We start from the raw sequence: 14554 nt of genomic DNA on the forward strand, positions 1-14554 counted from the left end.
AGGGCACCGGGTGCTGACCGGTGCCCTTCACGCCCGAGACCCTGCCGGGCGCAGGCCGCCCGTCGGGGGTCGGGTTCCTGCCTAGCAGGCTCCCAGGTCTTCCCAGACGCCCCATTCACCCGTGGTGCCCGGCGTCTCGCCCTGGGTCCACCACTTCGCCCGCCACTCGTGGCCCCCGTAGGAGACGATCGCGCCTCCGGTGTAGGCGGTGGCCGGGTTCCAGGCCGCCGCCGCGCAGTCGCCCGGCTCGCCGGGCTCCTCCGGCGGTTCGCCGGGCTCGCCGGGCTCGCCGGGCGGGTTCGGCGCGCTGGGCAGTTCGCCGTGGAGGGCGGCCATCAGCTCGCCGTTCGCGGTGTCGCCGTCCAGCGACCAGACCATCGCGCCGGACAGACCGCGCTCCCGCACGTACTCGGCCTTGCGCACCATCTCGGTCGGGTCGTCGTAGGTCCAGAAGGTGTTGCCGTCGAACAGCCAGGCCTGGCCGGTGGCCTCGTCACGGTGCAGGGTGGAGGAGCCTGCCTGCTCCTTGATCAGCTTGTAGTCGTTGATGCCCGCCTCGTAACGGCCGGGCGCGGGCCCCGCCGCAGGCTGGTGCAGGCCGTCGCCGCCGCCGGTCACGCCGGTCCAGCCTCGGCTGTAGAACGGGACGCCGAGGACGAGCTTGTCGGCGGGTGCGCCCTCGTCGAGCCACTTGTCGACGACCACCTCACCGGAGACGAACAGCGGTCCCGGCTCGTTCTCGCCGAGCCGGAGGGCCGACTGGTGGTTGGTCGTGTTCTCCCAGCCGCCGTGGTAGTCGTAGCCCTGGAGCGTGGCGAAGGTGAGCTCGTCGAACACGGCGGGCACGTCGTAGCCGAGGTCGACCTTCTCCGGGTCGGCGGGCAGGAACGCGGTGAGCTCGTACTCCTTGTCGTGCTCGGCGCCGACCGCGTCGAGCTGGCTGCGCCACTCCTGGAGCAGGAGGGTGAAGTTCTCCTTGTCCTCCGGCCGGATCACGTTGCCCTCGGCGCCCTCGGAGCCGGGCCACTCCCAGTCGAGGTCGATGCCGTCGAAGACGCCGAGCGCGGCGCCGGGGCCGCCCTGCGGGTCGCCGCCGATGACGGGCAGGTCACCGCGAATCCACATGTCGATGCAGGACTCGACGTGGGCACGGCGGGACTCGGCGGTGGCCGCCGCGTTGGAGAAGTACCTGGACCACGTCCAGCCGCCGAAGGAGATGTGGACCCGCAGGTGCGGGTACTTCTCCTTGAGCTGGCGGAGCTGGTTGAGGTTCCCTGCGAGCGGCTGGTCGTAGGTGTCCGCGACGCCGCTGACGCTCTGATCGGCGGTGTAGCGACGCTGGTAGTCCGCCCAGGCGTCGCCCTGGCCGAGCTGGTTGGCCTGGAAGCACTCGCCCTGTTCGGTGATGTTGCCGAAGGCGTAGTTGATGTGGGTCAGCGACTCGGCCGCCCCGGAGGTGTCGATGTTCTTGACCAGGTAGTTCCGGTCGTAGACGCCCCACTGGGTGAAGTAGCCGACCTTGCGGTAGCCGTCCTGGTCGAGGGCTGAGTCCGAAGTCTGGGTCGCGGGCTCGGCGGCGCGGTCCTGCGCCGTCGCGGGGACGGTGGCGACGCCCGCCATCAGCAGGGCGGCGGCGGCCAGGACGGGTAACTGCCATCGACGTCGTTGTCTGGACATGGACACTCCAAGTGATTCGGGACCGGACCGACCGGTGCGACGCCGGGCCCGGCGACGATGCGCGTCGCGGGGAGCCGGGCTCGGTCGGTGGAAGGCGGGGAATCAGGTGCCGGGAAGGCGGTGTGGCGCGCCGAGCGTGATGTCACCGCTCGACCAAGGAGGCTCCGGGAAGTGCACTGACTCTCGATCGATGGAATGACCATCTGGTCCAGACCACTTCCTGTCAAGGTCTAGACCACTTGCCTCACTCGAACAGCCCAACAGGATCGGCCGGACACCGGCCGGCCCGGCGTGCGAACGGCGCAGCATCGCCGCGGGCACGGCCCGGCGCGGCTCGACTCGGCGCGGCGCGGCTCGGCTCGGCTCGGCTCGGCTCGGCTCGGCGCGGCTCGATACCGGCTCATCGTGGCTCGACGTGAGTCGATGTGGCCCGACGTCGGCCCGTCGCGCGGCGCGTCGTGGCTTGTTCCGGCTCATCGTGGCGGGATGCCTGCCCGTCGCACGGCCCGTCGTGGCTCGACGTCGGCCCGTCGCACGGTCCGTCGTGATTCGACGTGGTTCGGCAGTTTCGACGTCGCGGCCACAGCAGGCGGCCTGGGCGCCCGCGACGCCGGCGATCTCGGACGGCCCAGGGTCCGGGGCGGCCCAGGGTCTCGGATGGATCGGCGGTCTCGGACGGATCGCCGAACTCCCATGGATCGGCAAACCTCGACGGCCCGGCGACCTCCCACGGCCCGGCGACCTCCCACGGCCCGGCGACCTCGTCCGGAATGACGACGGCACGCACGAGGGGCACCGGCCGTCGTCAGAGTGGTCACCGCCCGGTGCGACGGCGAGGCAGCCGGTTCGGCCGTCGCCGCCGTGGCGCCGTGCGGCTCGGCGGCACCACGCGCCCGACAGGGCGGACGCGGACCGCTACGACGCGCGGCCACGAAGGTCCCGGACGCTCACGTGCCCACTCGGCGCCCGTGGCCACCGGGAGGGCGGTAGGACGGCCCTGTCGGAACCTCCGGTCAGCAGGCCGTGCGCGGCAGTCGGTGTCCACCGGCAGACGATGCCGACGTGACGGCCCGCCGGATCGCGACCGGCCGTGGCCCTGGACCGTCGCCGACAGCGGCCGTGCCGGTGGCCGAGAAGCGTGTCGCACCGGTGCGGTGTGGGATCAGCTGGTCAGACCGCGCCGTACTGCCGGTCTCCCGCGTCGCCGAGGCCCGGGACGATGAAGCCCGACTCGTTGAGACGTTCGTCGATGCTGGCGGTCACGATCCGGGGCGGCGCCGCCATGGCACGGAGCCGTTCGATGCCCTCCGGCGCGGCCAGCGCGCACAGCGCCGTGACGTCGGTGGCGCCCCGATCGGCGAGCAGCCGGATCGTGTACTCCATCGATCCGCCGGTGGCCAGCATCGGGTCGAGCACGAACACCGGGCGGCCGGAAAGGTCGGCGGGCAGCGACTCCAGGTAGGGAGTCGGCTGGAGGGTCTCCTCGTCCCTGGCGAGCCCGACGAAGCCCATCTGCGCGTCCGGGATCAGCTGGTGTGCCTGGTCGGCCATGCCGAGGCCCGCGCGGAGCACCGGCACCAGCAGCGGCGGGTTCTTCAGCCGGTAGCCGTCCGTGCGGGCGACCGGGGTGTGCATCCGCTCGGTGACCACCGGGGCGTTCCTGGTGGCCTCGTACACCAGCATGAGGGTCAGCTCATGCAGTGCCGCCCGGAAGGTGGGGCTGTCGGTGCGGGCATCCCGCATGGTGCTGAGCCTGGCCTTGGCCAGCGGATGATCCACGACGAGCAGGTCCATGACCGGATACGGTAACCGCCCGCGCCACCCGATCGGGCGAGCGAGAAGGCGGCGAGCGTCACGTCCGGCGTGTCCGCCGGGTCCGTCGCGGCGCCGGCCGCCCGAGACGACGGCACGCAGGCTTGTGCCTCTACTCCCCACACACACGCGACGCCGCCCGCCCGGTCTCGCATCGTGGCCGCAGTCGGCGCGTGGCCGCGCGAACTCGGTGCCCGCACGAACCTGACCGCCGCGGCCGGTCGACTGCTCCGAAGAACCGCGACGGCGGAACCCTCGTCGTCAACCGCGCCGTCTTCGGCAGCTTCCTCGACGCGATCAAGACTGACAGGCTCCGCTGGCCGCTGCATCGACGGACGGTGTCGAGTGATGTGTTCACAGGACACCGCCCGTCCGTTGCTTCTCGTCCGTTCGCCTGTCGGCTGCGGACGCCGAACGCTAGGAGGAACAGCTCTCGTGAACAGCTTGACCAGCCGGCGGAAATCGACTCGGTCAGAGAACGGCGGCAACTGCATCGAGGTCGGAGAAGCGCCCGGCGTCGTCGGCATCCGCGACACCAAGAACCGCGACGGCGGGGCCCTCGTCGTCAGTCACGCCGACTTCGTCGACTTCCTCGACACCGTCAAGGACGACAGACTCCGCTGACCCGCGGCCACCGGCTTCCGACCACCCGGCCCGATAAAGGCAGGCCGAAATCCGGTGGCCGCATCGCCCGGCACCGCCGCCGGTCGTCGTGACGCCATGCGCCTCAGCCGACTACGGAACCCGGCTCGCCGCAACGCCGCCTCAGCGGATCAGCTCGTCCAGCGAGCCGTCGCCGGAGTACGTCACCGTCACCTCCGGCGGACACTCCGCCCGCACCCGCCGCGCCAACTCCAGGCCCCACGCCAGAAACCGATTCCGATCCTTCTCTGTCGCGAAGATCGGCTGATCCGCCATCAGCAGCGGCCATTTCGACTGATAGCCCGGCATCCCACTCGGTGATTCCTGTGATCAGCCTCGGCGGCAACCCGAGCGGCTGACCCGCGTCCGCGCAGTCGGACTCCTCCGGGAGTACGTCACCTCGCCACAGCCAGAACGGCCCGGCCTGCCAGTCCACGCTGAGAGCGACCCGGACCACCGCACGATCCGACATCACCGCGCCACCTCCCCCGGCCTCAACTTCCGCCCGCTCCCCCGTGCTCCGCCGCGTACTCGTCGGCCAGGGCGCGGGCGTGGTCGAAGTAGGCGGCGACGTCGGCGAGGTCGTCGACCGCCGCGGCGAGCAGGCCCAGCGCGTCGAGGAGGGCGAAGTCCTCGTCGCCCTGGCTGGCGCGGTGCAGCAGCGGCTCGATCTCCTCGATGAGCAGCGTGCGGGCGTCGCGTAACGCTCCGGCGGGCAGCCGGTCGACGGCGGCACGCAGCCGGGCGGCGACCTCTCCGACGGAGGTCATGACTCGGCCGATCGGCGGGCGGCCTCCGTGCGGATGAGGTCGGCGCAGCGGTGCAGTCTGGCGAGCACTCCGTCGAGTTTCCAGCCGCCGACGACGAGATGATGCACGGCGGACTCGGCCCGCCCGTCGAGCGATCCGGCCCACAGTCTCCGAAGTTCGGCGGCCACCCTGGCCGCCTCGTCCCTGCCGAGGACGATGTCCTCGATCGGAAGTCTGCGGGCGAGTCCGGCCAGATCCGTCTGCTGCTCGTCCACGCCTGCTCCTCATCACGCCGGGCGTCGATCACATCGTGCCGGGAACGACGGACCCGACACAAAGGATCGCGTGAATCCCTCGGCCGCGAGACGAGCCGCCCCCCGCACTGACATCATGCCGATCACGCCGCGACGTCGTCGGCGCTCGCGGCGGCGGGCGTCCAGCGCCGCGCCGATCCGTCACCGCGCCGGCCCGCGCGTCTGCGGCCGGCCTCGGGCCGGGCGACTCGTCGACGGCCGACGAGCACCACCCCGCCGCGGCGAGTGTTCACGACGCTCGTCGGGCGGAAGATGATCTGCTGCCAGGCACTTAGACTGCCGGTATGGCTTCCCCGTCGACGACGACCGAGGCATCCGATCGGACAGTGAGCGCGCTACCCGGCGACCTGTCCGACGCCGTCCGCGACGACGCCGCACTGCGTCGCTTCCTGCACGGGCTGCCCGGCGTGGACCAGGTCGGGCTGGAACAGCGCTCCGCCGGTCTGGCCACTCGCAGCATCAAGAAGGCCGCCAAGCTGTGGGCGATCGACACCGCCATCAGCATGGTCGACCTCACGACCCTGGAGGGCGCCGACACCCCCGGCAAGGTGCGGTCGCTGGCCGCGAAGGCCCGGCGGCCCGACTCCGACCACCCGGACGTCCCGCGGGTCGCCGCGCTGTGCGTGTACCCCGACCTCGTCGAGGTGGCTGTCGACGCGGTGCGCGGCACCGACATCGGCGTCGCGAGCGTGGCGACCGCCTTCCCGTCCGGCCGCGCCCACCGTGATGTCAAGCTGGCCGACACCCGGCACGCCGTCGCCGCGGGCGCCACCGAGATCGACATGGTGATCGACCGGGGCGCCTTCCTCACCGGGCGCTACGGACAGGTCTTCGAGGAGATCCAGGCCGTCAAGCAGGCCTGCGGCTCCGCGCACCTCAAGGTCATCCTGGAGACGGGCGAGCTGGCCACCTACGACAACGTGCGGCGCGCCTCGTGGCTGGCGCTGCTGGCGGGCGGCGACTTCATCAAGACCTCCACCGGCAAGGTCTCCCCGGCAGCGACGCTGCCCGTCACCCAGTTGATGTTGCAGACCGTGCGGGACTGGCACGACCGCACCGGGCAGCTTCGCGGCGTCAAGCCCGCGGGCGGCATCCGGACCACCAAGGACGCGATCCGGCACCTGGTGGCCGTCCACGAGGTCGCCGGACCGGACTGGCTGACCCCGGACCTGTTCCGCATCGGCGCGTCCAGCCTGCTCACCGACCTGCTCATGCAGCGCCGAGCCCAACGCAACGGCCACTACAGCGGCCCCGACTATGTGACGGTGGACTGAGAAGCGCCATGCCTACCTTCGAATACGCGCCCGCGCCGGAGTCCCGGGACCTGGCGAACCTGCGGCCCTCCTATCAGATGTTCGTCGACGGGAAGTTCGTCGACGGCACGGGCAGGCCGCTCAAGACCGTCAACCCGGCCACCGAGGAGGTGCTGGCCGAGGTCGCCACCGCGTCGCCGGACGACGTCGACCTGGCCGTCCGGGCGGCCCGCCGCGCCTACGACCGGGTGTGGGGCCGGATGCCCGGCGCCGAACGCGGGAAGTACCTGTTCCGGATCGCCCGGCTGATCCAGGAACGCTCCCGGGAACTGGCCGTGCTGGAGAGTCTGGACAACGGCAAGCCGATCAAGGAGGCGCGGGACACCGACGTTCCCACGGCCGCCGCGCACTTCTTCCACCACGCGGGCTGGGCGGACAAGCTCGACTACGCGGGCTACGGGCCCGAGCCGCGTCCGCTGGGCGTCGCCGCGCAGGTCATCCCGTGGAACTTCCCGCTGCTGATGCTGGCGTGGAAGATCGCGCCCGCGCTGGCCTGCGGGAACACCGTGGTCCTCAAGCCCGCCGAGACGACGCCGCTCACCGCGTTGGTGTTCGCCGACATCTGCCGACAGGCGGAGCTGCCGCCGGGCGTGGTCAACATCCTGCCCGGCGCGGGCGACATCGGCGCCGCGCTCGTGGCCCACCCGGACGTCGACAAGGTGGCCTTCACCGGCTCCACCGAGGTCGGCAAGGAGATCACCAGGACGCTGGCGGGCACCGGCAGGCGCCTCACCCTGGAACTCGGCGGCAAGGCCGCCAACATCGTCTTCGACGACGCCCCGCTGGACCAGGCGGTGGAGGGGATCGTCAACGGCATCTTCTTCAACCAGGGGCACGTGTGCTGCGCGGGCTCCCGTCTGCTCGTGCAGGAGTCCGTGGCCGAGGAGCTGCTGGCCAAGCTGCACACCAGGATCGCCACATTGCGCGTCGGCGACCCGCTGGACAAGAACACCGACGTCGGCGCGATCAACTCCCGCGAGCAGCTCGACAAGATCGTCGAGCTCAGCGACGCGGGCGACGCCGAGGGCGCCCAGCGGTGGACCAGCCCCTGTCCGCTGCCCGACCGAGGCCTGTTCTTCGCCCCGACGGTGTTCTCCGAGGTCCAGCAGTCCATGCGGATCGCCAAGGAGGAGATCTTCGGCCCGGTGCTGTCCGTGCTGACCTTCCGCACGCCGGACGAGGCCGTCGCCAAGGCCAACAACACGCCCTACGGGCTGTCCGCCGGGGTCTGGACGGAGAAGGGCTCGCGCATCCTCTGGGCGGCGCAGCGCCTCCGGGCAGGCGTCGTGTGGGCCAACACCTTCAATCGTTTCGATCCCACCGCCCCGTTCGGCGGCTACCGGGAGTCCGGCTTCGGCCGCGAAGGCGGACGCGCAGGTCTGGAGGCCTACCTCGATGTCTAATCGACTGGTGTCGGGCACCGCAGCCCCCCGGCTGTCGGTGAACAAGACCTACAAGCTCTACATCGGCGGGGCGTTCCCCCGCTCCGAGTCCGGCCGGGTCTACGAGGTCGCCGACTCCAAGGGCGCCTTCCTGGCCAACGCGGCGCACGCCTCCCGCAAGGACGTCCGAGACGCCGTCGTCGCGGCGCGGAAGGGCTTCGCGGGCTGGTCCGGCGCGACCGCCTACAACCGTGGCCAGGTGCTGTACCGGGTCGCGGAGATGCTGGAGGGCAGGCGCGAGCAGTTCGTCGCCGAGGTCATGGCGCAGGAGGGCCTGCCGATCAAGCGGGCGACGGCCCTCGTGGAGCAGACCATCGACCGCTGGGTCTGGTACGCGGGCTGGACCGACAAGATCGCCACCGTCCTCGGGGCGTCGAATCCGGTGGCCGGGCCGTACTTCTCCTTCACCGTGCCCGAGCCCAGCGGCGTGATCGGCATCCTCGCGCCGCAGGAGTCCTCGCTCCTCGGACTGGTCAGCGTGCTGGCCCCGGTCATCGCCACCGGCAACACGGCCGTCCTGGTCAGCAGCCGCGCCCGGCCGCTGTCCGCGATGACGCTCGCCGAGGTGCTCGCCACGTCCGACCTGCCCGCCGGCGTGGTCAACATCCTCACCGGCAGCCCCGTCGAACTGGCTCCCTGGCTGGCCTCGCACGCCGACGTCAACGGCCTCGACCTCACCGGCGCACCGGAGATCCTTCAGCCGGAGCTGGAACGCGCGGCGGCGAGCACCGTCAAGCGCGTGCTGCACGCGCCCGGCACCGAGCCCGACTGGACGCAGCGCCCGGAACTACGCAGGCTGCGCACCTTCATCGAACACAAGACCGTCTGGCATCCCGTGGGGGTGTGACGCCGGGGCGTTCGCGGCGAGTTCCGGGCGGGCCGGACTCGTCGCGATGCCCGAGGCACGCCGCTCAACCGTGTCGTCCGCCTCGTCGGAGGAGCGCCGTCGTCGCGGTCGTGCCGCCTACCCGCTCAGGCGACGGGCGGCGAGGCCACCGGCGTCGTGCGGAGCTGTGCTCAGCCCGCGGCTGCCGCGGGTGCGCGGTCCGCGACGTGCAGCAGGACCACGCCGCCCACGATGAGGGCGAGGGCGGCGATCCGCACCAGGTCTACCGGTTCTCTGAGCCAGAGCATCCCGGCAAGGGCGGTGCCGGTGGCACCGATGCCGACGAAGACGGCGTAGGCGGTGCCGACCGGGAGGGTGAGCATGGCGAAGTTCAGCACGAGGAGCACTGCGACGGTCAGCACCCCGCAGACGAGGGTGGGCAGGAGCCTGGTGAAGCCGTCGGTGAGCCGGATGCTGTGTGCCCAGGCGATCTCGAGCACTCCGGCAGCGATGACGGCGATCCATCCGGAATTCATGCGTCGGTCCGTTCCCGAGATCACAGCGCGACGGCGGCGGCGGCGAGTTCGGCGTGCGCTCGGCGCAGCAGGACGTCCGGATCGTCCGTGCCGGCGGCGGCGGGCAGACGAATCGAGGCGAGTTCACTGACTCCCGCCCAGCGCAGCCAGTTCTCGACGTAGGGCTGTTGGAAGTCCGAACCGAACGCAGGCGGCCTGCCGGGCGCCCACACCGCGCTGGTGTAGAGGACGACGGCTTTCTTACCGGTGAGCAGGCCGGTGTAGCCGGTCTCGGGATCGAACTCGAAGACCAGCCCCGGCTGGGAGACGACGTCGATGAACTGCTTGAGGATGTAGGGCACGGTCCCGTTCCACATCGGCACGCTGAACAGGTACCGGTCCACCGCGTCGAATCGAGCGAACGCGTCTCTCACCTTCTGGTAGGCGGACTCCTGGTCGGGGGTGAGCGGATCTCCTGCGAGGTTCGCCATCTTCGCGTGCGCCGCAGCCGGTCCGAACTCCGGCAGGCTGCCGTCCCAGAGGTCCCATCGCAGGACGTGAGCGTCGGGGTGCGCGTCCTGGTACGCCTCGGTGAAGCCCGAGGCCAGCGCGAGGGATCGTGATGCCCCGCCACGGGGGGAGGCGGAGATGTGCAGCAGGTCGGCCATAGCGTGTCCTTCCACGAGCGACTGAAGCGCCTGACAAAATCGGACTCAAGTCCGTTTCAACCTAGCGGACTTGAGTCCGCTTTTCTAGGAGGGTGTGACCATGGCACGGCGTCCATCGAGGTCCGACCCCGTCCCGGTGACGATCACCACCCCCGGACAGCCGACCGAACGGGCCGATGCGGTGCGAAACCGTGCGCGGGCATTGGAGGCCGCGAGCCTGCTGTTCGCCGCCCGAGGCGTCGCCGGGGTCACGATGGACGACATCGCGGCCGAGGCAGGACTGGGCAAGGGCACCCTGTATCGCCGGTTCGGCGACAAGGGCGGACTGGCCAACGCCTTGCTGGACGAACGCGAGCGCGAATTTCAAGAACGGATGCTTTCCGGCCCGCCGCCACTGGGGCCGGGAGCAGACCCCGCCGAGCGCCTGGCCGCATTCGCCGAGGCCTACCTCCACCTGGTACTGGACAACATCGACCTGCTGGAGATGTCGGAGACCAACGCCTCGGGCGCGCGGTTCCGCACCGGCGCCTACGCGCTCTGGTTCTCGCACTGCCGCATCCTGCTCGAGGACGCGGGCGCTCCCGATCCAGAGCTGCGCGCGGACGTGCTGTTGGCGGCGTTGTCGGCGGAGCAGGTCCGCCACTGGTCCGAAGATCAGGAGCGCGATCGCCACGACATCGCCCACGGCCTCGCCGCCCTTGCCCAGTCTCTGACCCGGGGCGATCGCTCTTCACCACGGCCCCGACGGTGAACCTGCGCCGAGACAGCCCGGCCGCCTGAGCGATCACCGCCCAGACCCCGGGGGGATCGAGCACGGTCGGCCATACTCGTAGGCGAGACACGGCGAGATCCCCTGCTCCACGTCCACGTCCGCGGTGATCGTCAAGCACTTCGCCCACCGCGGCGGGCCGGTCGAAACCCCGGCGTCGATCTGAGCGGATCGCGCCCTTCGAGGGTCCGCGACGGAGGCGGGGCCCACCCGGCACGGCCTGCCGCCCGTTCCGAGACCGAGCGCCTCCTCGCGTCCGGACCCCGCCCGACCACCCCCGGCTTGCCTCGACCTCGACTTTGCGATACAAAGTGCGGGGACGGTGACTTTGTGATGCAAAGTAGGTGGACGGCGGTGGATCTGATGCAGGACGACACGACACGACGGCACGCCGAACCCGCCGAGGGCACGGACCCGGCCGCGATGCTGGCACTCATCCGGCAGCAGCAGCGCCGCACCGAGAACCAGCTCTTCAGCGGATTCACCGTGATACCGCTGAGCTTCGGGGCCGCCTGGCTTCTCGGCTACGCCGTGCTGTTTCTGACCATCCGGCCCGAACCACTGCTGCCGATCGGGCAGGGCCCGGCACTGTCGATCTACTTCGTGCTGCTCGGCCTGGCGAGCGTCTGCACCTGGTTCGTGGTGGCGCGCAGCAGTCGGGGGCTGCGCGGCGCCTCGCAGCAGTCCGCCGCGATGTACGGGATCTCCTGGATGGTCGGAATGGTCGGGATCGCGGCCGTCCTCGCCGCCGTCATGCCGCTGGGGGTGAGCCCCGGTGCGGCCGATCTCCTGTGGTCGGCCGCACCGGGGCTGATGGCCGGGATGCTGCTTCTCTCCGGCGGCGCGGTGTTCTCCGACATCTGGCAGTACGGCCTGGGACTGTGGATCGTCGTGAGCACCGCCGCCAGCGCCTTCGCGGGCATCCCGCATCACTACCTGGTGATGTCGCTGGCGGGCGGCGGCGGGCTCATCGTGTTCGGTGTGTTCCAGCTCCGGGCCGAACGACGCGCGGACCGGGCGGCTCGGCAGGCGGGCGGCCCGGCATGACCCCGCGGGCAGGCGAGCTGGACCCGGTCATCCACGCCCAGGCACGACTCCGAGTCGTGAGCACCCTCGCCTCTCTCAGCGCGGGCGATCAGATCGCCTTCACCCGGTTGCAGAAGCTGCTCGACATGACACCCGGCAACCTGATCACCCACCTTCGCAAGCTGGAGACCAGCGAATACATCACCAGCGTGAAGCGGGGATCGGCCACCTACCTCACCTTGACCACGCGCGGCCGCAGCGCGTTCGAGGAGTACGTGAGCACCCTGCGCTCACTGCTCGAACCCGCCGTCGGCCCCGAGGACGCATCCGATCCCGAAGGAACGAGACCATGACCGAACATCTCGCCAGGGCGGTGAACGCCTCCAAGCGCTACGGCGACGTGATCGCCCTGGACTCCGTCGACCTGGACATCCCCGCCGGGCAGCTCGTCGGACTGCTCGGCCCCAACGGGGCGGGCAAGACCACTCTGATCAGCCTGCTCACGGGTGTGCGGAAGCCGACCTCCGGCCGCGTCGAACTCCTCGGCGGCGACCCGAGGAGGCCCGCCAACCGAACAGGCCTCGGCACCACGCCCCAGCAGACCGGGCTGCCGGAGACGCTGCGCGTGCGGGAGGTCGTCGACTTCGTGGCAGGCCACTTCGCCGATCCGCGCCCGACCGGCGAGCTGCTGGACCAGTTCGGACTCGCCGACTCGGCGACGAAGCAGACCGGAGCGCTGTCCGGCGGACAGCAGCGCAAACTGACCGTGGCGCTGGCCTTCGTCGGCAGGCCACGACTGGTCGTGCTCGACGAGCCGACCACCGGGTTGGACGTCGAGGCCCGACACGCGCTGTGGGAGGCGCTGCGGCACTACCACGCCACCGGCGGAACGCTGGTGCTCACCAGCCACTACCTGGAGGAGGTCGAGGCGCTGGCCGAGCGGGTCGTCGTCATCGACCGGGGCCGGGTGCTCGCCGACGACACCCTGCAGGCCATCCGCGCCCAGGTTCCGACCACCCGAGTCGACCTGCGCACGTCAGACTTCGACGCCGTCACCGCGCTGCCCGGCGTGCTGCGCGGCGAACAGACCGACGGCCGGGGACGGCTGTACACCCAGGACCCCGACCAGCTGGTGCGCGACCTCGTGCTCTCCGGCGCGCCCTTCGAGGACCTGCAGATCACCACCGCCTCCCTCCAGGAGGCCTTCGTCGCGCTGACCAGCCGGCCCGGCTCGACGCGGAGACACCCGACCCCGGCCGGAGACGCCCGATGAGACAGACGCTGCTGCACGCCCGATACCAGGTCCTGGAGAACGCCAGGGTCCCGATCGCCGTCGTCGGATTCCTCGTCTTCCCGTCGCTGATGATGTTCTTCTTCGTGGTGCCGATGGAGGCGGTCTCCGGCGATCCGGTGGCCTCGACGAACGCGGCGGGACAGCTCGCGCTCTTCTCCATCGTCAACGTCTGCCTCTACACCTTCGGCGCCCAGGTCGCGGAAGAACGCGGCAGGCCGTGGGACGGCTACCTGCGCACCCTGCCCGCAGGCGCGGGACCCCGACTGGGCGGCCGTGTACTCAACGGCCTGTTCTTCGCGCTGCTCGGGCTCATCCCGGTGATCGCGACGGCGGCCGTCTTCACCAGCGCCACCGCGTCGGCGGCACGCATCCTGCTGGCCGTGCTCGCGCTGCTCGCCATCGGCGTGCCGTTCCTGCTGCTGGGGCTCGGCATCGGTTATCTGCTGTCCTCGAAGGCGGTCTACGTCGTCGTGCAGCTCCTCGTGTTCCCCCTGGCGTTCGCGGGCGGACTGTTCGTCCCCCCGGAACTGTTCCCGGGCTGGCTCGACGCCTTCTCGCAGGCGCTGCCGACCCGAGCGGGTCGCGAAGTGGTGATCTCCGTGCTGACCGGCACGCCGCTGTCGATGATGATGCCGGCCGTGCTGCTGGCCTGGACCGTGCTGCTGGCCTGCTTCGCGGCCTTCGCCTTCCGGCGCGACGAAGGTCGGCGCTACCGCTGAGGACACGGGTCACCGTCAGCCCCGCCTCGTCGATCCGTCCCGCCCACGGGCGCGGATCGCGGGCGGGGCTCATCGTCCCGCGCTCCCCGTCTCGGTCCAGTTGCCGATCTGCCAGTCGATCTGACCGTCCGGATCCACCCAGGCCCGGCTGTGGTCGATCACCGACCCCGTCTCCAATGCCTCCGCGACGTCGGCGAACAACGCGGCCAGACTCGGCCAGCGAGGCTCCTCGACGTGACACAGCTCGTGATCCCACTCCGCCACCGCGCCCCGCAGCGGACCCGGCCGCAGGTCCACCACCAGGTGATCGCCCATCCCGTCGAAGGCGATGGGCACGAACCTCGGGTGGTAGCCGTGGGCCCGCGAGCCCGCGAGCCGTCCCGCGTCCGGCTGCTCCCAGCTCTCCCGCCAGACCTGCTTGCTGACCAGCCACGATCGCGCCGACTCCGCAGGACCGCAGGGCGTGTAGAACGGCGGGAACACCTCGGCGAACCGCAGTTCCCTGGTGCCGCCGCACACCGACCACCAGGAACGCAGCTCCGGATTGACCTCGAAGCCGAACTCGCGTTCCGCCGCGTCGATGTCGGCGCCGGACGCGCCGTCGGCGAGCTGTGCGTGCGTGCCCGGCGCATACCGCGCCGACCACTGAAGAATCCGGTTCCACTGTGTGAGGACTTCCATGGCATCACGATGTCGACTCACGCCGTTCGGCGGTACCGCCAACGGACCGATGATCAAGGCTTGTCGGCGTGGCGGTAGGGGTAATCCGATGCTGACCGGTGATCCCA

The 14554-nt window shown here is 70.9% G+C and carries 17 protein-coding genes; 9 read left to right on the forward strand and 8 right to left on the reverse strand.

Features of this window, described 5'->3' with window-relative positions; all coding sequences use genetic code 11:
- Positions 1-81 precede the first annotated feature (81 nt).
- Positions 82-1677 (reverse strand): glycosyl hydrolase family 18 protein, encoded by a 1596-nt coding sequence (locus tag AHOG_RS25350; RefSeq protein WP_093943556.1) that lies wholly within the window; start codon positions 1675-1677, stop codon positions 82-84.
- 1170 nt (positions 1678-2847) lie between these two features.
- Positions 2848-3471: a uracil phosphoribosyltransferase gene (gene upp, locus AHOG_RS25355; RefSeq protein WP_093943557.1), complete on the reverse strand. Its 624-nt coding sequence runs from the start codon at positions 3469-3471 to the stop codon at positions 2848-2850.
- 453 nt (positions 3472-3924) lie between these two features.
- Here upp and AHOG_RS25360 point away from each other — a divergent pair, with 453 nt between their 5' ends.
- Positions 3925-4113, forward strand: a complete 189-nt coding sequence (locus tag AHOG_RS25360; protein ID WP_245856440.1) for a DUF397 domain-containing protein — start codon at positions 3925-3927, stop codon at positions 4111-4113.
- Between the two features lie 141 nt (positions 4114-4254).
- On the opposite strand, the gene AHOG_RS25365 is transcribed toward AHOG_RS25360, so the two are convergent.
- The 3 genes from AHOG_RS25365 to AHOG_RS25375 form a co-directional block, all read right to left on the reverse strand.
- Positions 4255-4440 carry a hypothetical protein gene (locus tag AHOG_RS25365; protein ID WP_093943559.1) on the reverse strand — a complete coding sequence of 62 codons (186 nt, stop codon included), beginning with the start codon at positions 4438-4440 and terminating at the stop codon, positions 4255-4257.
- A 185-nt stretch (positions 4441-4625) separates the two neighbouring features.
- The gene (locus tag AHOG_RS25370; RefSeq protein WP_093943560.1) at positions 4626-4901 is read right to left on the reverse strand and encodes a hypothetical protein; all 276 of its coding nucleotides are present in this window, start codon (positions 4899-4901) and stop codon (positions 4626-4628) included.
- Entirely contained in the window at positions 4898-5155 is a 258-nt protein-coding gene (locus AHOG_RS25375; RefSeq protein WP_093943561.1) for a hypothetical protein, read from the reverse strand. The genes AHOG_RS25370 and AHOG_RS25375 overlap by 4 nt, the downstream gene beginning before the upstream one ends.
- A gap of 323 nt (positions 5156-5478) precedes the next feature.
- On the opposite strand from AHOG_RS25375, the gene deoC reads away from it, so the two are divergent.
- The 3 genes from deoC to AHOG_RS25390 are packed head-to-tail and all read left to right on the forward strand — an operon-like array spanning position 5479 to position 8796.
- Positions 5479-6468, forward strand: a complete 990-nt coding sequence (deoC, locus tag AHOG_RS25380) for a deoxyribose-phosphate aldolase (protein ID WP_093943562.1) — start codon at positions 5479-5481, stop codon at positions 6466-6468.
- 8 nt (positions 6469-6476) lie between these two features.
- Positions 6477-7910: an aldehyde dehydrogenase family protein gene (locus AHOG_RS25385; RefSeq protein WP_093943563.1), complete on the forward strand. Its 1434-nt coding sequence runs from the start codon at positions 6477-6479 to the stop codon at positions 7908-7910.
- Positions 7903-8796 (forward strand): aldehyde dehydrogenase family protein, encoded by an 894-nt coding sequence (locus AHOG_RS25390; RefSeq protein WP_093943564.1) that lies wholly within the window; start codon positions 7903-7905, stop codon positions 8794-8796. Before AHOG_RS25385 ends, AHOG_RS25390 begins: the two co-directional genes overlap by 8 nt.
- A 170-nt stretch (positions 8797-8966) precedes the next feature.
- Here the strand turns inward: AHOG_RS25390 and AHOG_RS25395 are convergent, their stop codons facing one another.
- Together AHOG_RS25395 and AHOG_RS25400 are read right to left on the reverse strand one after the other, a co-directional pair.
- On the reverse strand, positions 8967-9311 hold the full coding sequence (locus AHOG_RS25395; RefSeq protein WP_093944806.1) for a DMT family transporter: 345 nt from the start codon (positions 9309-9311) through the stop codon (positions 8967-8969).
- Between the two features lie 20 nt (positions 9312-9331).
- Positions 9332-9958, reverse strand: a complete 627-nt coding sequence (locus AHOG_RS25400; protein ID WP_093943565.1) for an FMN-dependent NADH-azoreductase — start codon at positions 9956-9958, stop codon at positions 9332-9334.
- A 100-nt stretch (positions 9959-10058) separates the two neighbouring features.
- Between AHOG_RS25400 and AHOG_RS25405 the strand changes: the two genes are divergently transcribed.
- The 5 genes from AHOG_RS25405 to AHOG_RS25425 all read left to right on the forward strand — a co-directional run bounded on the left by AHOG_RS25405 (position 10059) and on the right by AHOG_RS25425 (position 13766).
- On the forward strand, positions 10059-10709 hold the full coding sequence (locus tag AHOG_RS25405) for a TetR/AcrR family transcriptional regulator (RefSeq protein WP_093944807.1): 651 nt from the start codon (positions 10059-10061) through the stop codon (positions 10707-10709).
- Between the two features lie 351 nt (positions 10710-11060).
- On the forward strand, positions 11061-11774 hold the full coding sequence (locus AHOG_RS25410) for a hypothetical protein (RefSeq protein ID WP_157737037.1): 714 nt from the start codon (positions 11061-11063) through the stop codon (positions 11772-11774).
- Positions 11771-12106: a transcriptional regulator gene (locus tag AHOG_RS25415; protein ID WP_093943567.1), complete on the forward strand. Its 336-nt coding sequence runs from the start codon at positions 11771-11773 to the stop codon at positions 12104-12106. Before AHOG_RS25410 ends, AHOG_RS25415 begins: the two co-directional genes overlap by 4 nt.
- The gene (locus AHOG_RS25420) at positions 12103-13026 is read left to right on the forward strand and encodes an ABC transporter ATP-binding protein (protein WP_093943568.1); all 924 of its coding nucleotides are present in this window, start codon (positions 12103-12105) and stop codon (positions 13024-13026) included. The genes AHOG_RS25415 and AHOG_RS25420 overlap by 4 nt, the downstream gene beginning before the upstream one ends.
- Entirely contained in the window at positions 13023-13766 is a 744-nt protein-coding gene (locus tag AHOG_RS25425; RefSeq protein ID WP_093943569.1) for an ABC transporter permease, read from the forward strand. Before AHOG_RS25420 ends, AHOG_RS25425 begins: the two co-directional genes overlap by 4 nt.
- A 69-nt stretch (positions 13767-13835) precedes the next feature.
- On the opposite strand, the gene AHOG_RS25430 is transcribed toward AHOG_RS25425, so the two are convergent.
- Positions 13836-14447: an SMI1/KNR4 family protein gene (locus AHOG_RS25430; RefSeq protein WP_157737038.1), complete on the reverse strand. Its 612-nt coding sequence runs from the start codon at positions 14445-14447 to the stop codon at positions 13836-13838.
- Positions 14448-14554: the final 107 nt, after the last annotated feature.

The organism is Actinoalloteichus hoggarensis (assembly GCF_002234535.1).
Lineage (GTDB): Bacteria > Actinomycetota > Actinomycetes > Mycobacteriales > Pseudonocardiaceae > Actinoalloteichus_A > Actinoalloteichus_A hoggarensis.